This is a genomic window from Rathayibacter sp. AY1B5 (genome assembly GCF_002932795.1).
In the GTDB taxonomy this organism is placed as follows: Bacteria; Actinomycetota; Actinomycetes; order Actinomycetales; family Microbacteriaceae; genus Rathayibacter.
This window is the reverse complement of the sequence record NZ_PSWM01000003.1, coordinates 84,459-104,904: the sequence shown is the minus strand read 5'-3', so window position 1 is coordinate 104,904 and position 20,446 is coordinate 84,459. Positions and strand designations below refer to the sequence as shown.

Sequence of the window (20,446 nt, the reverse complement as noted above, 5' to 3'; positions counted from 1 at the left end):
GCCCTGTTTCGGTCACAATCGAATGAGGTCCCCATCCATGCGACTCCGGAACCGGCTGGGCTGACATGCTCGCCTACATCGTCCGACGCATCCTGCAAGCCGTCCCCGTGCTCATCGGCACCACGTTCCTCATCTACTTCATGGTCTTCTCCATGCCGGGGAACCCGCTCCTGTCGCTCTTCGGCGACAAGACGCCGAGCCCCGCGCTCCTCGCCCGCCTCGAGGAGCAGTACCACCTGAACGAGCCCTTCTTCGTCCAGTACCTGTACTACCTGGGAGGCGTCGTCCGCGGCGACTTCGGCATCTCGTTCTCCGGCCAGTCCGTCAACGAGATCCTCGCCCGCACCTTCCCGGTCACTCTGACGCTGGCCATGATGGCGATCGTCATCGAGATCGTCGTCGCGCTGACCATCGGCCTCATCAGCGGCCTGCGCAAGGGCAGCTTCTTCGACGCGAGCGCGCTGGTCGTCAGCCTCCTGCTCGTCTCGGTGCCGATCTTCGTGCTCTGCTTCATCGCGCAGTCCTTCTTCGCGATCCAGCTGGGGTGGTTCCCCCCGACCGTCGGAGCCGACGCGTCGTTCCAGAGGCTGCTGCTGCCCGCGATCGTGCTCGCCCTGTTCGTCGTCGCCTCCGCCATCCGCCTCACGCGCGGCTCGGTCATCGAGACGGCCGGCTCGGACTTCGTGCGCACCGCGTACAGCAAGGGGCTCTCGCGACGCCGCGTCATCCCCGTGCACGTCCTGCGCAACTCGCTCATCCCGGTCACGACGCAGTTCGGAGCCGACTTCGGCCTCCTGATCGTCGGCGCGACCGTGACCGAGGGCATCTTCAACGTTCCCGGAGTCGGGAACACGCTCTATCAGGCGATCATCCGAGGGGAGCGACCGACCGTCGTCTCCTTCGTCACGGTCATGGTGCTGTTCTACCTCGTGGTGAACATCCTCGTCGACCTGCTCTACGCCGTACTCGACCCGAGGATCCGCTATGCCAAATGAGTCCACCGGCGGCGTGCAGAAGTCCCGCCGCATCGACCACTTCGTGGCCCCGCTCGAGGAGACGCCGATCGCGTCGGTCGACGCCGTCAGCCTCGACGAGAAGCCCAGCAACCTCTGGACCGACGCGTGGCGCGACCTGCGCAAGCGCCCCATGTTCTGGATCTCGGGCGTCCTGATCCTCGTCATCATCGCCGTCGCACTGTTCCCGGGCCTGTTCACCTCGGTGGATCCCCGCCAGTGCGCGCTCTCGTTCAGCAACCAGGGCCCCGGCGACGGCAGCGTGCTCGGCTACACCAAGCAGGGCTGCGACGTGTTCTCGCGGATCATCCACGGCACGTCCACGTCGCTGACCGTCGGCCTCATCGTGATCGTGATCACGACGGTGTCCGGCGTCATCGGCGGCGCGCTGGCCGGCTTCTTCGGCGGCTGGGTCGACACCGTGATCATGCGCCTCGGCGACATCTTCTTCTCCATCCCCTACATCCTCGCCGCGGTCGTCATCATGTCCGTCTTCTCGGCCCACCGGAACGTGTTCGTCATCGCCCTGGCGATCGGCGCGTTCGCGTGGCCGACGACGGCGCGCGTCCTGCGCTCCGAAGTCCTCCGCGTGAAGCAGTCCGACTTCGTCGGCGCCGCCACCGCGACGGGCCTCTCGCGCATGGCGATCCTGTTCCGGCACGTGCTGCCGAACTCGATCGCGCCCGTCATCGTCGTCACGACGATCTCGCTCGGCGCGGCCATCACCGCGGAGGCGACGCTGTCGTTCCTCGGCGTCGGCCTGCCCGGCTCGGTCATGTCGTGGGGCAACGACATCAGCCAGGCCCAGCGCGACCTGCGCACCAACCCGCAGACGCTGATCTACCCGTCGATCGCCCTGACGGTCACGGTGCTGAGCTTCATCCTCCTCGGCGAGTCGCTCCGCGACGCGCTCGACCCGAAGGCGAGGGCCCTCCGATGACCGCCACGACACCGAACGCACCGCGGGGGCCGCTGCTCGAGGTCACCGACCTCGAGGTCGGCTTCCAGACCGGCAGCGGACTGGTCCCCGCCCTCCGCGGCGTGAGCCTCACGATCGAGCACGGCCAGACCGTCGCGATCGTGGGGGAGTCGGGCTCCGGCAAGTCGACGACCGCCGCCGCGATCATCGGCCTGCTCCCCGGCACCGGCCAGGTCACCGCCGGCTCCGTGCTCTTCGACGGCAAGGACCTCGCGAAGGCCTCGAGGACCGAGCTCGAGGACATCCGGGGCCGCCGCATCGGCTACGTCCCGCAGGACCCGATGTCGAACCTCAACCCCGTGTGGTCGGTCGGCTTCCAGGTCGAGGAGACCATCAAGGCCAACGGCCTGGCGACCGGTCGCAAGGAGGTGCGCGCCAAGGCGATCGAGGTCCTGCAGAACGCGGGCCTCGCCGACGCGGAAAAGCGCCTCAAGCAGTTCCCGCACCAGTTCTCCGGCGGCATGCGCCAGCGCGTGCTGATCGGCATCGGCCTGGCCGCGGCTCCCCAGCTGCTGATCGCCGACGAGCCCACCTCGGCGCTCGACGTCACGGTCCAGCGCCGGATCCTCGACCACCTCGAGACGCTGACGAAGACCGACGGCACCGCGCTGCTCTTCATCACGCACGACCTGGGCCTCGCCGCCGAGCGCGCCGAGAAGCTCATCGTCATGTACAAGGGCCGCATCGTCGAGTCCGGCGCGTCGGTGGAGGTGCTGCAGAACCCGCAGCACCCCTACACGCAGCGCCTGATCGCGGCGGCGCCCAGCCTGGCGTCGCGCCGCATCCAGTCGACGGCCGGGCGGGCCGTGGAGTCGGTCCCCGGCGAGTCGGAGGCCGTCCGCGAGGTCGACCTGGTCGGCGCGGGTGCCGCGCACCACGCCGGCGCCGTCGCCTCCGGCGCGCCGATGATCGAGGTCGACGGCCTCACCAAGGTCTTCAAGATCCGCCGCGGCGGCCTGAAGGCCGAGGACTTCACGGCCGTCGACAACGTGTCGTTCTCGATCCCGAAGGGCACCACCACGGCGCTCGTGGGCGAGTCCGGCTCGGGCAAGTCGACCATCGCCCGCCTGGTGCTGGGCCTCGAGACGGCGACCTCCGGTGCGATCTCGATCGCCGGCCGCCGGACCGAGAAGCTCAAGGGCCGCGACATGCTGGCGCTCCGGCGCTCCATGCAGCCGGTGTTCCAGGACCCGTACGGCTCGCTCGACCCGCTGCACAACATCGGCAACACCATCTCGGAGCCGCTGCGGGTGCACAAGGTCGGCGACCGGACGTCGCAGCGCGAGCGCGTCCTCGAGCTGCTCGACCAGGTGTCCCTCCCGCGCGTGATCGCGAGCCGGTACCCGAACGAGCTCTCCGGCGGCCAGCGCCAGCGCGTGGCGATCGCCCGCGCGCTCGCGCTGAAGCCGGAGATCGTGGTGCTCGACGAGGCCGTGTCGGCACTGGACGTCCTCGTCCAGGCGCAGATCCTCCGCCTCCTCGCCGATCTGCAGGCCGAGCTCGGGCTCACCTACCTGTTCATCACGCACGACCTGGCGGTGGTCCGCGTGATCGCCGACGACGTCTGCGTGATGCAGAAGGGCCGGATCGTCGAGCACGCGCCGACGGACACCGTGTTCGACTCGCCGCAGCAGGAGTACACCCGCGAGCTGCTCGACGCCATCCCCGGCGCCGGCATCGAGTTCGCGGTCTGACCGACGGTCACCAGGGCCCCGGCCCCGCCTGGACCGCTCCTCGGAGCCCTCCGGAGCGGGGATCCGGGGCCCTTCGCCGTGCGGACGCCTCGCTGCGGTACGATGGATGGTCCCCCTTTTGCACGAGAACACGAGACGAGTCCGTATCCATGGCAAGTGCCACCCGCTCCGACCTGCGCAACGTCGCGATCGTCGCCCACGTCGACCATGGCAAGACCACGCTGGTCGACGCCATGCTCAAGCAGACGAACTCCTTCGACGCGCACGCCCACGTGGACGAGCGCGCGATGGACTCCAACGAGCTCGAGCGCGAGAAGGGCATCACGATCCTCGCGAAGAACACCGCTGTCTCGTACAGCGGCAAGCACGCGAGCGACGGTCCCATCACCATCAACGTCATCGACACCCCGGGCCACGCCGACTTCGGAGGCGAGGTCGAGCGCGGCCTGTCGATGGTCGACGGCGTCTGCCTCCTCGTCGACGCGTCCGAGGGCCCGCTGCCCCAGACCCGCTTCGTGCTGCGCAAGGCGCTCGAGGCGAAGCTCCCCGTCATCCTGCTGGTCAACAAGACCGACCGCCCCGACGCGCGCATCGACGAGGTCGTCGCCGAGAGCCAGGACCTGCTCCTCGGCCTCGCCTCCGACATGGCCGACGACGTGCCGGACCTCGACCTCGATGCGATCCTCGACGTCCCCGTGGTCTACGCCTCCGGCAAGGCCGGCCGCGCCTCGGCGAACAAGCCCGAGGACGGCACGCTGCCGGACGCCGAGGACCTGGAGCCGCTGTTCGAGGCGATCCTCAAGCACATCCCGGCGCCGACCTACGACGACGACGCGCCCCTCCAGGCCCACGTCACCAACCTCGACGCGTCGCCGTTCCTCGGCCGCCTCGCCCTCCTCCGCGTCTTCAACGGCACGATCAAGAAGGGGCAGACGGTCGCCTGGGTCCACCACGACGGCACCCACACCAACGCGCGCATCACCGAGCTGCTGATCACCAAGGCGCTCGACCGCTACCCGGCCGAGTCCGCGGGCCCCGGCGACATCGTCGCGATCGCGGGCTTCCCCGAGATCACCATCGGCGAGACCATCGCCGACCCCGAGGACATCCGCCCGCTGCCGGCCATCACGGTCGACGACCCGGCGATCTCGATGACCATCGGCACCAACACCTCGCCGCTCGTCGGCAAGGTCAAGGGCCACAAGCTCACGGCGCGCATGGTCAAGGACCGCCTCGACCGCGAGCTCATCGGAAACGTGTCGCTCAAGATCGTCGACATCGGACGCCCCGACTCGTGGGAGGTCCAGGGCCGCGGCGAGCTCGCGCTGGCCATCCTCGTCGAGCAGATGCGCCGCGAGGGCTACGAGCTGACCGTCGGCAAGCCCCAGGTGGTCACCCGCCAGGTCGACGGCAAGACGCACGAGCCCTTCGAGCACCTCACGATCGACGCGCCGGAGGAGTACCTCGGCGCGATCACGCAGCTCCTCGCCGCCCGCAAGGGCCGCATGGACGGCATGTCGAACCACGGCACCGGCTGGGTCCGCATGGAGTTCATCGTCCCGTCGCGCGGCCTGATCGGCTTCCGCACCGAGTTCCTCACCACCACGCGCGGCACCGGCATCGCGAACGCGATCCTGCACGGCTACGAGCCGTGGGCGGGCGCGATCGTCACCCGCAACAACGGGTCGATCGTCGCGGACCGCAACGGCGTCGTGACCCCGTTCGCCATCATCGCGCTCCAGGAGCGGATGACCTTCTTCGTGAACCCCACCGAGGAGGTCTACGAGGGCATGGTGATCGGCGAGAACTCGCGCAACGACGACATGGACGTGAACATCACCAAGGAGAAGAAGCTGACCAACATGCGTCAGTCCACCTCCGACACCTTCGAGTCGATGACGCCGTCGCGTCAGCTGACGCTCGAGGAGTGCCTCGAGTTCGCCCGCGAGGACGAGTGCGTCGAGGTCACCCCCGAGGTCGTCCGCATCCGCAAGGTGGAGCTCGACGCGAACGCCCGCGCGCGCATGACGAGCCGCCTCAAGAAGCAGGGCTGAGCCCCGGGCGCCTCGGCGCCCGCCCACGACGAGACCGGCCGGAGCGATGCTCCGGCCGGTCTCGTCGTCTCCGCGCGGTCCTGCAGCGCGTGCCGCAGGATCTCCTCCCTGCGGGTCGGATCAGCCCGCCGGGCTCGGAGAGGGAGAGGGAGTCGCGGACTCCGCCTCGAGCGTCGAGGTGACGAAGGAGACGAACGCCGCCGCGTCGTCCGGCTTCCCCGTGTACTGCTCGCCGTTCACCAGGACGGTCGGAGTCGACTCCAGCTTCTCGAGGGACGAGTTAGCCAGCGGCTGCGTGGTGGCCCGCTGGGTCGCGGCCTTCACCCAGGGCCGGAACTCGCCCGCCGTCATGCAGGCGAGGACGTCGTCGTCGGTGACGCCCGCTCCGGTCACCAGCGCCCGCAGCGCGTCGTCGTCCAGGCCCGTCGTCCCCTCCGCCGGCTGCTGCGCGAAGAGCGCCGCGTTCACGGCGAGGAAGCGGTCCGGATCCTCGTCGGCGACGCACGCAGCGGCGTTCGCGGCCCGGCTGGAGTACTCGGAGCCGGCCGAGGAGGAGTCGAGGATCGCGATCGGGTGGATCTCGAGCGTGATCGCCCCCTTCGTCAGCCACGACTGCAGCTGTTCGGCGTTCGCCTTCTCGAACTGCCCGCAGTACGGGCAGAGGTAGTCGACGTAGAGGTCGACGGCGACGACTCCGCCCGCCCGCGTGGCGCTCTCGTCGGTCGGGACGGGGGAGGCCCCCGGAGCGAGCGCCGCGGTCGTCGTCGCCGTCACGGCCGAGCCGTCGCCCGCGAGGACGATGCCGTCGCTGAGCATGTTCGCCGGGCCGGCGCTCGCGACCTCCTGCTGCGACCAGACGTTCCAGCAGACCAGGGCCACGACCGCGAGGAGCCCGACGACCGCTCCGCCCTGCCCGAGCAGCCGGTTCCGACGCCGCCGGCGCCTCTCTGCTTCGCGGCGCTCCCGCGCCTGCGCTCGGGCGAGCTCCTGGCGCTCGCGCTTGGTCAGGCCGCTTCTCGCACTGTTCCCGGACATCGCCGGCGACGCTACGGGCGCAGGCTTCGGCGCTCCGTGGAGTGCGCCCGCCGGATCCTGGGACGGAGTGCGGGTCCTCTCAGGGATCAGGCGAAGAGGCCGGAGCCGAGGAAGTCGCTCTCGTCGCGGGCGCCGGGCGGCACGGCGAACACGGCCGAGCCGACGTGCTTCACGTACTCGTTCAGTGCATCCGTCGCGAGGTTCCGCTGCACGGTGACGAACTGCTCGGGGGAGCGCTGGAACGAGAGGAAGAACAGTCCCGCGTTCAGGCGTCCGAGCTCGTCGTTGCCGTCGACGAAGTTGTAGCCGCGCCGCAGGAGCCGCACCCCGTCGTTCGCGCTCGGGTGCGCGAGGCGCACGTGCGACTCCTGATCGATCAGCGGGGCACCGGTGGCGCCGGCGGCCGCGAAGTCGGGCTCGGTGGACTCCGTGCCGCCCGAGAGCGGCGCGCCGGACCCCTTGCTGCGGCCGATGACCCGCTCCTGCTCGCCCAGCTGGCTGCGGTCCCAGGTCTCGATGATCATCCGGATCTTCCGCGCGACCAGGTAGCTGCCGCCGACCATCCACGCGGGGCCGTCGGAGGACGGGACCCAGACGTGCTCCTGGACCGCGTCGGCCTCCTCGGACTTCACGTTCGCCGTGCCGTCCTTGAAGCCGAAGAGGTTGCGCGGAGTCGCCTGGGCGGTGGACGTCGAGGAGGTGCGGCCGAACCCGAGCTGCGACCAGCGGAGCGAGGCCCGGCCGAACGCGATCCGGCTCAGATTGCGGATGGCGTGCACGGCGACCTGGGGGTCGTCCGCGCAGGCCTGGATGCAGAGGTCGCCGCCGCCGGCCGAGGGGACGAGCGCGTCGCCGCGGAAGCGGGGCAGGGCCTGCAGCTCCGGAGGCCGGCGGTCGGCGAGGCCGAAGCGGTCAGCGCCGGACTCGTCCGTGAAGAGTGTGGGTCCGAAGCCGACCGTGACGGTGAGGGACGCGGCGTCGAGCCCGAGCGCCTCCCCGGTGTCCTCCGGGGGAGCCGTGTCCGGCCCGTCCACCGCGCCGGTCTCGCCGACCTCGAGGCCCTGGGTCATCCGCGAGGCGGCGAGCGTCCAGTCCTTCAGGAGCTCGACGAGGTCCTCGCGCGTGGTACCCGCGGCGACGTCGAACGCGGCGAAGTGCAGCCGGTCCTGCGCGGCGGTGGTGATCCCCGCCTGGTTCGCGCCGAAGAACGGCACGGTGCGCGTGGCGGAGGAGGCCGTCGCGCTCGCGGAGGAGGTGACGGCCACCGTGCCGCCCACTCCGGCGGCCAGTCCGGCGGTCCCCGCCGAGACGAGGCCGAGCAGCCCGCGCCGCGAGAGGCGGCGGGGCTCGTCGGCGGACTGCTCCGGATCCGCGGGCAGGGCTCCCTCGTGCTGCGCGGCGTCCACTACGCGGCCGGCTCCTCGACGCCGAGCACCGTGTGCGTCAGCTGCGAGAGCGGCTCCGAGAGGGCGTTGACCGCGTCCGAGAGCTCCTTCTTCTGATCCGCGGTGAGGGTGGAGTACGCGGCGAAGCCGGAGTCGATCGAGCCGTACTGGGCGAGCAGAGCGTCGAGCTCCGAGAAGCGCTGCGTGATCCGCCCGGTGAGGTCGGCGCCCTCGTCGCCGCTGGCGGTCGCGATCGGCTCGACGTTGCCGAACGCCACCTCCGCGCCCTGGACGTTGGCCGCGAAGTCCGTGAGGTCGGTGCTCGACCACCAGTCCTCCTCGCCCGTGATCTTCCCGGCCGCGACCTCGTCGAGCAGGCCGATGGCGCCGTTGGAGATGTCGCCCACCGACACGGTGAAGCCGGGGGCGTTCACGAGGTCGGCCAGGCTCTGCACGTCGTCGACGAGGCCCTGGCCGAACTGCGTGCGCTGCTCGGGGGTGGAGGGCGCCCAGTCGAGGAGCGCGCTCGTGCCGTCGGAGTTGAGCGCACCGTCCGCGGGGGCCCACAGGTCCTTCTCGATGCGGTGGAAGCCGGTCCAGTCCAGGCCCTCGGCGACCGCGTCGACCTCGCGGTAGTCGATGCGCGGGTCGAGGTCGCCGAACGCCTCCGCGGTCGGCTCGATCCGCTCGTAGAAGACGCGGGTCGACGCGAACAGGCCGCGCGCCGACTCGTCGTCGCCGGCCTCGTAGGCCTGCGCGAACTCGGCGACCGCGGGGAGCAGCTCGCCCACCTGCGACTTCACGTACGCCACGTAGTTGGTGACCGCCGCCTCCGTCGCCGCCTTCTCGTCCGCCGACTGCGCGGTGGCCTCACCGGTGACGGTGAACTCGCTCAGCCCGACCGGGGCGCCCACCTGCTGGAACTTGCAGGCGGTGTAGTAGGTGCCCGGCTCGAGCTGAGCGACGTAGGAGACGTTCTGGCCCGGGGTCACGTTCTCCTTCTCGCCCACGATCCGCAGCTTGTCCTCGGCCAGGATCTCGAACTCGTTGACGTCCGAGCCGCCGTTGGTCAGCGAGAACGTCACCGCTCCCGCCTCGGCGGTCGCCGTCGACACCTCGCAGGCGTCGTCGCTGATCGCGACGTCGAGCGCGGCGGAGGAGGAGGACGCGGGGGTGTTCGGCACGCAGCCCGTGAGGATCAGCGCCAGGGCGCCGGCGCCGGCGAGGCCGAGGGTGACGCGGGGGAGGGTGGGACGAGCGCGCGAGGACATGCTTCTCCTGGATCGGGGCGAGTGCGCCGGCGGGGCCGGAGCGGGTCAGACGGAGGTGGGAGCGGGAGCGGCGATCGGGGCCGCGCTGCCCCGTCGCGGGCCGCGCAGGCGGACCTGGCGGACGAACAGGGCGCCGACGACGACGAGGTAGAGCAGCCAGGCGGTGAACTGCAGCGCGGTCGGCTCGGGCGTGTAGTTGAAGAGGCCGCCGACCACGGCGGTCACGGGCGGCGGGAGGATCGGGCCGAGCGAGAACAGCGGGGTCCCCCAGCCGGGCAGGAGCGACGCCTCCTGCAGGTCGCCGACGCCGTAGGAGAGGACGCCGGCCGCGACCAGGATGAGGAAGCCGCCCGTCCAGGTGAAGAAGCGCCCGAGGTCGATCCGGACGAAGCCCCGGAAGATCAGGTACGCGATGACCACCGAGCTGAGGATGCCCAGCAGTGCGCCGATCGTGCCGACCCAGGCGCTGGATCCCGACCCCGCACTGCTCGAGGACACGCTCGCCCAGACGAAGAGCGCCGTCTCGATGCCCTCGCGGCCGACGCTGATGAAGCCGAGGACCACGATCCCGAGAGCCGACCCTGCGACGGCGCCGTCGAGCCGGGACTCGAGGTCGCCCTTGAGGCTGCGGGCGTTCGCGCCCATCCAGAAGATCATCCACGTGACCAGGCCGACCGCGAGGATCGAGAGGCCGCCGCCGATGAGTTCCTGGGCCTGGAACGACAGGGTCGAGGGGCCCCAGGTGAGGATCGCACCGGTCACGAGCGAGATCGCGATCGCGGCGGCGATGCCGGTCCACAGCCGCGGCAGCACGTCGCGCCGGCCGAGCTTGGTCAGGTAGGCCACGAGGATGCCGACGACGAGGCCGGCTTCGAGGCCTTCGCGGAGGCCGATGAGGTAGTTTGCGAGCACGCGTGTTCTCTTGGTCGATGGTGGACGAGGAGGGGGCGACTCCCGCCCCGAGTCGATCCGGTCGGCGAGGCCCCGTTGTTCGGTAAGCCTTGCCTAACCCGGGTCGACTGTAGTCCGCTGCCCGGTCGCTGTCCAGAAGCGCCCGCAGCGGAGGCCGCGCAGGACGAGAGGCGGAGAGTGGACGCGGGCCGGGACGCAGCAGCGGAGCGGGTGGTGGCGGTGCACGCCCACCCCGACGACGAGACGATCACCATGGGCGGGACCCTGGCGCGACTGGTGGCGAAGGGCGCCTCCGTCACCGTCGTCACCGCCACGCGGGGCGAGTGCGGCGAGGTCATCCCCGAGGACCTCGCTCCGCTCGAGGGCTCGGCCGAGCTGGCCGCGCACCGCACGACCGAGCTCGTCGTCGCGCTCACGGCCCTCGGCGTCGCCGACCACCGCTTCCTCGGCGAGGCGGGCGCCCGCGCCCCCGGTCTCGCCCCGCGCGTGTACCGGGACTCCGGCATGCAGTGGGGGCCCGGCCGCGTCCCGGTGCCGCTCGAGCCGGTGGATCCCGCCTCCTTCACCGCCGCGTCCGAGGACGAGGAGGTGGCCGATCTCGTCGCCGTCCTCCGCCAGGTCGACGCGGGAGTCGTGCTCTCCTACGACGCGGGCGGCGGCTACGGCCACCCCGACCACGTCCGCACGGCCCGGGTCGCCGAGCGCGCCGCCGAGCTGCTGGGACTGCGCTTCCTCGCGGTGCTGCCCGAAGCTGCGCCGCCCCTGCCCGGCGACGTCGTGATCGAGCTGACAGCGGAGGACCACGCCCGCAAGCGAGCCGCTCACGAGGCGCACGCGACGCAGCTGGTGGTCCACGGCGACGAGGCGCGGCTCTCCAGCGGCCCGCCGTTCCCCATCGGCCGCATCGAGCGCTTCCGCCCGGTCGCGCAGGCGGGCCGTCCGACGCCGCTGCCGGAGGAGCACCCGACGCTCGGGTCGCGCGTGCTCTCGGGCGTCGCCGGAGTCGCGGTCGGCGCGGTGGTCGGAGCGATCACGACGGTCGCCCACCAGAGCACCGTGCAGGTCGGCGGAGTCGTCCTCCCCGTCGGCCTGGCCGCCTCCCTCGCCGGGGTGCTGCTGCTCCTGCTCGGGCTGCGCCTCGTGCTCGTCGACCGGTTCGTCGCGTTCTGCACCGCGATGGGCCTGCTCGGGACGATCGGGCTGCTCGCCCTGCGCAGCACCGGCGGCTCCGTCCTCGTCCCGGCGAACGGCCTCGGCGTGGCCTGGACCTTCCTGCCCGCCCTCATCGCCCTGGTCGTCATCGCCTGGCCGCGGCTGCGGACGCCCGCACCGGCTCCCGCCTCCGCACCGCTGCCCGCGGACGCCGACGCCCCGTCGGCCCCCGTACGATAGAGACACTGTTCGAAGGGACCTGGAGCACCGTGACCTACGTGATCGCACTTCCGTGCGTCGATGTCAAAGACCGCGCCTGCATCGACGAGTGCCCGGTCGACTGCATCTACGAAGGCGAGCGCTCGCTCTACATCCACCCGGACGAGTGCGTCGACTGCGGTGCCTGCGAGCCGGTCTGCCCCGTCGAGGCGATCTACTACGAGGACGACCTCCCCGAGGAGTGGTCCGACTACTACAAGGCCAACGTCGAGTTCTTCGACGAGATCGGCTCCCCGGGCGGAGCCGCCAAGGTCGGCGTGATCGCGAAGGACCACCCGGTCGTCGCGGCGCTGCCTCCGCAGAGCCACTGAGGCCGCTCCCGTGGCTCTCGGAGCGCTGCCCGACTACCCCTGGGACCTGATGGCGCCCTTCGCCCGCACCGCGGCGGAGCACCCCGGCGGGATCGTCGACCTGTCGATCGGCTCGCCGGTGGACCCGACACCCGCTCCCATCCGCGATGCGCTCGCCCGCGCGACGGACTCGCACGCCTACCCCACGACCGTGGGCACCCCCGCTCTGCGCGAGGCGATCGCCGCCTGGTACGCGCGGCGCCGCGGGGTCGAGGGCCTCGGGGTCGACGAGGTCCTGCCGACGATCGGCTCCAAAGAGCTCGTCGCCTGGCTGCCCTTCCTCCTCGGGCTCGGGGAGGGGGACGTGGTCGTGCATCCGCGCGCCGCCTACCCGACGTACGCGATGGGCGCGGCGATCGCCGGGGCCGGGGCGCTCGCCTCCGACGACCCCGCCGAGTGGCCCGGGACGACCCGCCTGGTCTGGCTCAACTCTCCCGGCAACCCCGACGGCGCCGTGCTCGACGTGCCCGCCCTGCAGCGCGCCGTCGCCCGGGCCCGTGAGCTGGGTGCCGTGATCGCCGGGGACGAGTGCTACGCCGAGCTCGGCTGGGACGGCCGCTGGGCCGGCGAGCCGATCCCGAGCGTCCTCGACCCGCGCGTCGTGGGCGAGGACCGCACCGGGGTCCTCGGCGTCTACTCGCTGAGCAAGCAGTCGAACCTCGCCGGCTACCGCGCCGCCTTCGTCGCCGGGGACGCGGCCCTGATCGCGCGCCTGGTGACCGTCCGCAAGCACGCGGGCATGATCGTGCCCGGTCCGCTGCAGGAGGCGATGATCGTCGCCCTCGCCGACGACGAGCACGTCGCCGCGCAGAAGGAGCGCTACCGCTCCCGCCGCGACCGCCTCCGGCCCGCCCTCGAGTCCGCGGGCTTCCGGATCGACCGCAGCGAGGCCGGCCTCTACCTGTGGGCGACCGAGGGCCGCCCGGCCTGGGAGTCCATCGACCGGCTCGCCCGCCTCGGCGTCCTCGCGGGCCCCGGCGTCTTCTACGGCGACGGCTTCCCTGAGCACGTCCGCCTCTCGCTGACGGCCTCCGACGAGCGGATCGACGCGGCCGTCGAGCGCCTGTCCGGCGGCCTCTGAGGCGCTCGACGCACCCGATCCTGGCGGGTTCCGACAAGGCCCCGGGCCCAGCGCTGGGCGATGTCACAGTGCCCCCGCTTTGCCCATAGGCTGTATGTGGTTCGGTCGACGGCGCCTCGCGAGGCCCCGGCTGCACCACGATCCAGACCCGGCGCCGCTCGCTCCGCGCGAGCGCTTCCGGGGTGCGACCGCGACGACCTGGGAGGCGTTGTGACCGAATCCGGCACGCAGAGCGACGGAACCGCGACGGTGGGCTCCACGGAGTCCGCGACCGGGAGCGCCACGACGCCGCCTCCCGCGCCGGCGGAGCAGGAGCTCCCCGAGAAGGTCACGCTCACCTTCGGCGACCGCACCGCGGACTTCCCGGTCCTGCGGAGCGTCGACGGCTCCTCGAGCATCGACTTCTCGACGCTGTCGAAGCAGACCGGTCTCATGTCGCTCGACTACGGCTTCGTGAACACGGCGGCCACCAAGTCGCAGATCACCTACATCGACGGCGACCAGGGGATCCTCCGCTACCGCGGCTACCCGATCGAGGAGGTGGCCACCAACGCGACCTACCTCGAGGTGGCCTGGCTCCTCATCTACGGCGAGCTGCCGACCGCCGACGAGCTCGCGGGCTTCGACGAGCGGATCCGCCGCCACACGCTCCTCCACGAGGACCTCAAGCGCTTCTTCGACGCGCTCCCGCACAGCGCGCACCCCATGTCGGTGCTCTCGGCCGGAGTCTCGGCCCTGTCGACGTACTACGAGGACAGCTCCAACCCGAAGGACCCGGAGGCGGTGGAGCTCACCACCATCCGCCTCCTGGCGAAGCTGCCCGTGATGGCGGCGTACGCCCACAAGAAGGCGATCGGCCAGGCGTTCCTCTACCCGGACAACTCGCTGAGCTTCGTCGACAACTTCCTCCGCCTCAACTTCGGCACGATGGCCGAGCAGTACCAGGTCGACCCGGTGCTCTCGAAGGCGCTCGACCGCCTCCTGATCCTCCACGAGGATCACGAGCAGAACGCGTCGACGTCGACCGTCCGCCTCGTCGGCTCCACCGAGGCGAACCTCTACGCCTCCGTGTCGGCCGGCATCAACGCCCTGTTCGGCCCGCTGCACGGCGGAGCGAACGAGGCGGTGCTCACCATGCTCGGCCGGATCCGCGAGTCGGGCGAGAGCGTGTCGACCTTCGTCGAGCGGGTGAAGAACAAGGAGGAGGGCGTGCGCCTGATGGGCTTCGGCCACCGGGTGTACAAGAACTACGACCCGCGCGCGAAGCTGGTCAAGGAGAGCGCCTCGGAGGTCCTGCAGGCCCTCGGCGTGAAGGACCCGCTGCTCGACATCGCGATGGAGCTCGAAGCCCTCGCGCTCGAGGACGACTACTTCAAGGAGCGGCGCCTCTACCCGAACGTCGACTTCTACACGGGCGTCATCTACAAGGCGATGGGCTTCCCGACCCGGATGTTCACCGTGCTCTTCGCGATCGGCCGCCTGCCCGGCTGGATCGCGCACTGGCGCGAGATGAACACCGACAAGCAGACCAAGATCGGCCGCCCGCAGCAGCTCTACATGGGCTCGCCCGAGCGCCACTGGCCGACCGACCGCTGACCGCGTATCGAGACCTCGCGTCCGTCCTGTTCGCGAGGTCCCGTCCGCTCCCGCCTGGACCTTGTCAGCCCTTTGCTGGTCGAGTAGTCCGCGCAGGTCCCTTGCTGGTCGAGTAGTCCGCGCAGGTCCCTTGCTGGTCGAGTAGTCCGCGCAGCGGACGTATCGAGACCTCCTCCACAGGCGCGCTCTCCTGCGTCCTCTCCCCGATCGGCGCCGAAGACACGGACGTGGGCGACCTCGATCGCCATGCTCGGGCTCATGCCTTCCGTCTACATCCTGGAATGCTCCGATGGCAGCTACTACGTCGGAAGCACTCGCACTCTCGCCCGCCGTGTCGACGCCCACATGATGGGCCTCGGGGCTGCCTACACTCGCTCCCGACTCCCGGTCCGGCTCCTCTGGCACGAGGAGTTCGAGAACATCGCCGAGGCGTTCTGGTGGGAGAAGCGGATCCAGAACTGGAGCAGGGCCAAGCGGGAGGCCCTGATGCGTGGCGACTACACCGCGTTGCGTCGTGCAGCGAAGAAGCGGTTCGAGCCCCGGGCGCCGGTCGATGAGGCGGAGTGATCGTCTCGCGCTGCGTGGGAGACGGCGATACGCCGCCCAGGGCGATGCTCGACCGAATGGCGGCTTATTGGTGGGTCTCGATACGCCGCCTGCGGCGGCTACTCGACCAGCAAGGGTTCCGAGTGAACGTGGGGGTGGGGGTGGGTCTCGATACGCCGCCTGCGGCGGCTACTCGACCAGCAAGGGCGCCTGGGGCGGCTGCTCGACCGGCAAGGTGTCGACCTGCAGGGTGGCCGGGCGGGCGCGCGCCGGCGGGGTCAGGCGTGCAGGGCGGCGTTCAGCTCGATGCCGGCGCCGGTGCGGGGGAGGACCTCGACGGCGCCGGTGAGGGAGTTGCGACGGAAGAGCAGGTTCGGCACGCCCGAGAGCTGCACGGCCTTCACGGTCTGCGGGGCGCCGTCGGCGTGCGGCGCTCCGCCGACCACGACCACCTTGGTGCCGGCGGTCACGTAGAGGCCGGCCTCGACGACGGTGTCGTCGCCGAGGGAGATGCCGATGCCCGAGTTCGCACCCAGCAGCGCCCGCGCGCCGATCGAGACGCGCTGCACTCCTCCGCCCGAGAGAGTGCCCATGATGGAGGCGCCGCCGCCGATGTCCGAGCCGTCGCCGACCACGACGCCCTGCGAGATGCGCCCCTCGACCATCGAGCTGCCGAGGGTCCCGGCGTTGAAGTTGACGAAGCCCTCGTGCATGACCGTGGTGCCGGGCGCCAGGTGCGCCCCGAGCCGGACGCGCGAGGTGTCCGCGATGCGCACCTTCGCGGGGGTGACGTAGTCGGTCAGCCGCGGGAACTTGTCGATCCCGGTGGCCTGGATGCCGTGGCGGCGGAGCGAGGGGCGCAGGCGGGTGAACGACTCCGGCGAGACCGGACCAGCGTTCGTCCACACCACGTTCGGCAGGTGGGCGAAGACGCCGTCCAGGTTCACCTCGTTCGGGCGGACCAGGAGGTGCGAGAGCAGGTGCAGACGCAGGTAGGCGTCGGACGTGGAGGCGGGCGGCGCCTGCACGTCGATCTGCAGCGTGACCACGTCGATCCGGACCTCGCGGCGCGGATCCTCGCCGGCCTGCTCCTCGAACTCCGCCGGCACGATCCAGGGGTCGCGGCCCGCCGGGATGGTGCCGAGGCGCGGCTCCGGGAACCAGGTGTCGAGGACGGTGCCGTCGGCGGCCACGGTGGCGAGCCCGTATCCCCAGGCGGAGGCGGGCGCGGAGGAGTCTGCGGAGTGCTCGAGGGTCATGCCGATCAGGGTAGCGCGGAGCGTGCGGCCGCTACCCTGGGGCGCATGGCCGATGCGACCACCGCCCCTCCGCTCGATCTGCGCACCGATCCGGTCGCCCTGACGCGGATCCTCTGCGACATCCCGTCCGTCTCGGGCGATGAGCTCGAGATCGCGGACGCGGTGCAGTGGGCGCTCGAGCAGTACGACCACCTCGAGGTGATCCGCGACGGTCACACCGTCGTGGCGCGCACGAATCTCGGTCTCGCGCAGCGTGTCGTGATCGCCGGGCACCTCGACACCGTGCCGGTGAACGGCAACCTGCCGGTCGTCGCCGAGACGATCGACGGCGTCGAGCACCTCGTCGGCCGCGGGACCGTCGACATGAAGGCGGGAGTGGCCGTGCAGCTCGTCCTCGCCGCCGAGCTCACCGATCCGGCCGTCGACATCACCTGGATGTGGTACGACAACGAGGAGGTGGCGGCGGACCTCAACGGACTGGGCCGCCTCTCCCGCCACCGCCCCGATCTCTTCTCCGCCGATTTCGCCGTCCTCGGCGAGCCGACGAGCGGCGCTGTGGAGGGCGGCTGCAACGGAACCCTGCGGGTCGACGTGGTGACCCGCGGCGTCCGAGCCCACTCCGCCCGCAGCTGGGTCGGCGAGAACGCGATCCACGCCGCCGCACCCGTCCTGGACCGCCTCGCCGCCTACGAGCCGCGCGAGGTCGAGGTCGAGGGGCTGGTGTACCGGGAGGGTGTCAACGCCGTCCGGATCACCGCCGGGGTCGCGGGCAACGTGATCCCCGACCTCTGCACGGTGCAGGTGAACTACCGCTTCGCGCCCGACCGCTCCGGGGAGGAGGCGCTCGCCCACCTGCAGGAGCTGTTCGAGGGCTTCGAGGTGACGGTGGACGATCTGGCCGAGGGGGCCCGCCCGGGCCTGGACGCGCCTCTCGCTCAGGCCTTCCTCGCGGCCGTCGGAGCGGAGGCGAAGCCGAAGTACGGCTGGACGGACGTCGCCCGGTTCTCCGCCCTGGGCATCCCCGCGGTCAACTACGGGCCCGGCGATCCGCTCCGCGCCCACGCCGACGACGAGCGCGTGGCGGTGCACGAGATCACCGAGTGCGCCGAGAGCCTGCGTCGCTGGCTGACAGCGTCCTCGTGAGCGCGACCGCCACGGCCGTCCCCGTCCGCCTCCGCCTGCGCCTGGTCCCGTGGTGGGCGCGGGTCCTCCTGGTGTACGTCGCGACCCGTGTGATCACGACCGTGATCCTGCTGCAGTTCGCTGCGCACCAGCTCGCGAACCCGTGGACCGGGCCCTCCCCGTCCTACTCGGCGTTCGCGTCGATGTGGGACGGCCGCTGGTACGAGATCATCGCGGCCACCGGGTACCCCGGCTTCCTGCCGATCACGCAGGACGGCCACGTGGGAGAGAACGCCTGGGCGTTCATGCCGCTCTACCCGGGCGTCGTGAAGGCGCTGATGGCGGTCACCGGCCTCACCTGGGCTCCGGCCGCCGTCACCGTCTCCGTCCTGTGCGGAGCCGGAGCCTGCCTCGTCCTGTACCGCCTCTTCCGGCACTCCCTCGGCGAGTCGCAGGCGCTGACGGCGGTGCTGCTGTTCTGCGTGGCGCCGACCTCGCCGCTGATGCAGCTCGCCTACGCGGAGTCGATGGCGATGCTCCTGACCGCGATCACGCTCCTCCTCCTGGTGCGGCGCCGCTGGCTCGCGGTCGTGCCGGTGGTGCTGCTGCTGGGCCTGACGCGGCCGAGCGGGCTCGCCTTCGCCGCCGCGCTGGGCCTCTACGTCGTCTACCGGTCCGTCCGGCGCCGCACGGAGCCGTTCCCGCGGTCGGAGTGGCTGCCGGCCCTGGGGCTGACGGCGTGGGGGCTCGTGGTCGGCTTCCTCTGGCCCGCCGTGGCGTGGGCCGTCACCGGGTCGATGACCGCGTACACCGACACCGAGCTGGCCTGGCGCGCGGTCTACATCGGCTACCAGGAGCTGCTCCCGCTGACCCCGTGGTTCCAGGGCGGCGCCTGGTGGGGCTCGTGGTGGTTCGGGGCTCCGGCCGTGGGCGTCGTGCTGGTGGTGCTCCTGCTGGCGGCGTTCGTCGGCGTCCTCGCCGCACCGTGGACGCGGAGGCTGGACCTCTTCAGCCGGGCCTGGGTCGCCGGGTACGGCGTCTACCTGCTGGCCTTCTTCTTCCCGCAGTCGAGCACCTTCCGGCTGCTGGGCCCGATGTTCCCGCTCGTCGGAGCGCTGGCGGTCCCGCGCTCGCCGGTCTTCCGCGTCGCGCTGGTCCTGCTCGGGATCGGCGGCCAGATCGTCTGGGTCTCGCTGTGCTGGGCCGTCGCCGGATCGGACTGGACTCCGCCGTGATCGCTCCGCGCGTGCAGCCGGCGCGGTGCTGCTCCGGGGACTCCCGACTCCCGCGCGGGTATGCTCGTCGGAATGTCTCCCCTCACGCCAGCCGGTGAGCCGCGACACGCGTCGCCCCTCCTCCGGCCGACACGCCGGCGAGCCGCGGCGACTCCCGCCCGCCCCCCGCTGACGACTCCCTCCGCCTCCTCGACGGACCGCGGGCCGCTCGCGTGAGCGCCACCGCGATCGCGCCGGAGACGGAGGACGCCTCCCCGTCCCGCTCCCGCTGGTCCGTGCTCCGGAGGATCCCGTGGTGGATCCAGGTGCTCCTGGTCTTCGCCGTGTCCCGGGTCGTCACGACCGTGATCATGCTCCGGGTCGGCGCCGTGCGTCAGGGCGTCGAGTGGACGGGACTCCGCGACACCTACGTCCGGTTCGCGACGACGTGGGACGGCGGCTGGTACGAGCGGATCGGGATGACGGGGTACCCGTCGGTCCTGCCGCTCTCGCCGTCCGGAGCCGTCGAGCAGAACCCCTGGGCGTTCATGCCCGTCTACCCGTTCACCGTCCGCGGCCTGATGAACATCACCGGGCTCGACTGGGCGAACGCGGCCGTGCTCGTCGCCCTGGTCTGCAGTGCAGCCGCGTGCCTGGTGATCTACCGGCTGTTCCGCGTCTCGCTCAGCGAGGGCCAGGCGCTGATGGGGATCGTCTTCTTCTGCGTCGCTCCGACGTCGCCGATCCTGCAGATCGGCTACGCGGAGTCCGGCGGCATCCTCCTGACGGCCGTGCTGCTCCTCCTGCTGGTGCGCCGCAAGTGGATCTGGACGTTCCCCGTCGTGCTGGTCGTGGGGCTCCTGCGCCCGAGCGGTCTCGCGATCGCGGCGATGACGGGCCTCTACTTCCTCTACCGCGTCTGGCGCCACGTGCGCGGCACCGAGCCGTTCGCCCGCCGGGAGTTCGCCTTCACGGTGTCCCTCACGGTCTGGTCCCTCGCGGTCGGCTTCGCCTGGCTTCTCATCGCCTGGGCCGTCACCGGCTCCTTCACCGCGTACACCGACACCGAGCTCGCCTGGCGCAGCGTCTTCATCGGCGAGGGCGAGCTCATCCCGTTCACCTCCTGGTTCGCCGGCGGAGGCTGGTGGGGAGGCCTCTGGTTCGGCTCGCCGATCACGGGGATGGGCATCACCGTCGTGGTGGTGCTCGGATTCCTGGCGATCCTGTTCTCGCGGGCCACGCGCAGCCTCGACGTCTTCTCGCGGCTCTGGGTCGGCGGCTACGCGATCTACCTCTTCGCGTTCTTCTACCCGCAGTCGAGCACGTTCCGCATCCTGATGCCGATGTTCCCGCTGGCCGGGGCGCTCGCGGTGCCGCGGTCGACCCTCCTGAGGGTGTTCGTGGTGGCCGCATCGATCGTCGGGCAGATCGTCTGGGTGCTCCTGTGCTGGGTGTTCACCCCGGGCGACTGGTCTCCGCCGTGATCGGCTGACGCCCGACTTCC

At 71.3% G+C, this 20,446-nt stretch carries 17 protein-coding genes; 12 read left to right on the top strand and 5 right to left on the bottom strand.

Annotated features, from left to right (window positions below; all coding sequences use genetic code 11):
* Nucleotides 1-65: 65 nt before the first annotated feature.
* From C5D44_RS03765 to typA, 4 genes are all read left to right on the top strand, one after another.
* Nucleotides 66-995, top strand: coding sequence for an ABC transporter permease (locus C5D44_RS03765; protein WP_104222975.1), 930 nt, complete (start codon nucleotides 66-68; stop codon nucleotides 993-995).
* Nucleotides 985-1,953, top strand: coding sequence for an ABC transporter permease (locus C5D44_RS03760; protein ID WP_104277225.1), 969 nt, complete (start codon nucleotides 985-987; stop codon nucleotides 1,951-1,953). Before C5D44_RS03765 ends, C5D44_RS03760 begins: the two co-directional genes overlap by 11 nt.
* Nucleotides 1,950-3,686, top strand: a complete 1,737-nt coding sequence (locus C5D44_RS03755; RefSeq protein ID WP_104280880.1) for an ABC transporter ATP-binding protein — start codon at nucleotides 1,950-1,952, stop codon at nucleotides 3,684-3,686. Before C5D44_RS03760 ends, C5D44_RS03755 begins: the two co-directional genes overlap by 4 nt.
* Before the next feature lie 149 nt (nucleotides 3,687-3,835).
* Complete coding sequence (typA, locus tag C5D44_RS03750) at nucleotides 3,836-5,740, top strand: translational GTPase TypA (RefSeq protein WP_104222978.1); 1,905 nt, start codon at nucleotides 3,836-3,838, stop codon at nucleotides 5,738-5,740.
* Between the two features lie 120 nt (nucleotides 5,741-5,860).
* Here typA and C5D44_RS03745 read toward each other — a convergent pair whose 3' ends face one another.
* From C5D44_RS03745 to efeU, 4 genes are all read right to left on the bottom strand, one after another.
* Entirely contained in the window at nucleotides 5,861-6,775 is a 915-nt protein-coding gene (locus C5D44_RS03745) for a thioredoxin domain-containing protein (RefSeq protein ID WP_104280879.1), read from the bottom strand.
* Nucleotides 6,776-6,861: 86 nt separating this feature from the next.
* Nucleotides 6,862-8,181 (bottom strand): iron uptake transporter deferrochelatase/peroxidase subunit, encoded by a 1,320-nt coding sequence (gene efeB / locus C5D44_RS03740; protein WP_374954065.1) that lies wholly within the window; start codon nucleotides 8,179-8,181, stop codon nucleotides 6,862-6,864.
* Nucleotides 8,181-9,431 (bottom strand): iron uptake system protein EfeO, encoded by a 1,251-nt coding sequence (gene efeO / locus C5D44_RS03735; protein WP_104280878.1) that lies wholly within the window; start codon nucleotides 9,429-9,431, stop codon nucleotides 8,181-8,183. Before efeO ends, efeB begins: the two co-directional genes overlap by 1 nt.
* A 45-nt stretch (nucleotides 9,432-9,476) precedes the next feature.
* Complete coding sequence (efeU, locus tag C5D44_RS03730) at nucleotides 9,477-10,343, bottom strand: iron uptake transporter permease EfeU (RefSeq protein WP_104280877.1); 867 nt, start codon at nucleotides 10,341-10,343, stop codon at nucleotides 9,477-9,479.
* A 177-nt stretch (nucleotides 10,344-10,520) separates the two neighbouring features.
* Here efeU and C5D44_RS03725 point away from each other — a divergent pair, with 177 nt between their 5' ends.
* From C5D44_RS03725 to C5D44_RS03705, 5 genes are all read left to right on the top strand, one after another.
* Complete coding sequence (locus C5D44_RS03725) at nucleotides 10,521-11,735, top strand: PIG-L family deacetylase (protein WP_104280876.1); 1,215 nt, start codon at nucleotides 10,521-10,523, stop codon at nucleotides 11,733-11,735.
* Between the two features lie 29 nt (nucleotides 11,736-11,764).
* A complete protein-coding gene (gene fdxA / locus C5D44_RS03720) occupies nucleotides 11,765-12,085 on the top strand; it encodes a ferredoxin (protein ID WP_104277231.1) in 321 nt (106 codons plus the stop codon).
* Nucleotides 12,086-12,095: 10 nt separating this feature from the next.
* On the top strand, nucleotides 12,096-13,205 hold the full coding sequence (gene dapC, locus C5D44_RS03715) for a succinyldiaminopimelate transaminase (RefSeq protein ID WP_104280875.1): 1,110 nt from the start codon (nucleotides 12,096-12,098) through the stop codon (nucleotides 13,203-13,205).
* Nucleotides 13,206-13,415: 210 nt separating this feature from the next.
* Nucleotides 13,416-14,801, top strand: a complete 1,386-nt coding sequence (locus C5D44_RS03710; RefSeq protein WP_258067396.1) for a citrate synthase — start codon at nucleotides 13,416-13,418, stop codon at nucleotides 14,799-14,801.
* 258 nt (nucleotides 14,802-15,059) lie between these two features.
* The gene (locus C5D44_RS03705) at nucleotides 15,060-15,368 is read left to right on the top strand and encodes a GIY-YIG nuclease family protein (RefSeq protein ID WP_219815175.1); all 309 of its coding nucleotides are present in this window, start codon (nucleotides 15,060-15,062) and stop codon (nucleotides 15,366-15,368) included.
* Nucleotides 15,369-15,625: 257 nt separating this feature from the next.
* On the opposite strand, the gene dapD is transcribed toward C5D44_RS03705, so the two are convergent.
* Nucleotides 15,626-16,606, bottom strand: coding sequence for a 2,3,4,5-tetrahydropyridine-2,6-dicarboxylate N-succinyltransferase (gene dapD / locus C5D44_RS03700; RefSeq protein WP_104277234.1), 981 nt, complete (start codon nucleotides 16,604-16,606; stop codon nucleotides 15,626-15,628).
* Nucleotides 16,607-16,651: 45 nt separating this feature from the next.
* Here dapD and dapE point away from each other — a divergent pair, with 45 nt between their 5' ends.
* From dapE to C5D44_RS03685, 3 genes are all read left to right on the top strand, one after another.
* Nucleotides 16,652-17,749 carry a succinyl-diaminopimelate desuccinylase gene (dapE, locus tag C5D44_RS03695; RefSeq protein WP_104277235.1) on the top strand — a complete coding sequence of 366 codons (1,098 nt, stop codon included), beginning with the start codon at nucleotides 16,652-16,654 and terminating at the stop codon, nucleotides 17,747-17,749.
* Nucleotides 17,746-18,963, top strand: a complete 1,218-nt coding sequence (locus tag C5D44_RS03690) for a hypothetical protein (RefSeq protein ID WP_258067866.1) — start codon at nucleotides 17,746-17,748, stop codon at nucleotides 18,961-18,963. The genes dapE and C5D44_RS03690 overlap by 4 nt, the downstream gene beginning before the upstream one ends.
* A gap of 212 nt (nucleotides 18,964-19,175) precedes the next feature.
* Nucleotides 19,176-20,426, top strand: coding sequence for a hypothetical protein (locus C5D44_RS03685; RefSeq protein WP_104280874.1), 1,251 nt, complete (start codon nucleotides 19,176-19,178; stop codon nucleotides 20,424-20,426).
* The last annotated feature ends 20 nt before the right edge of the window (nucleotides 20,427-20,446 follow it).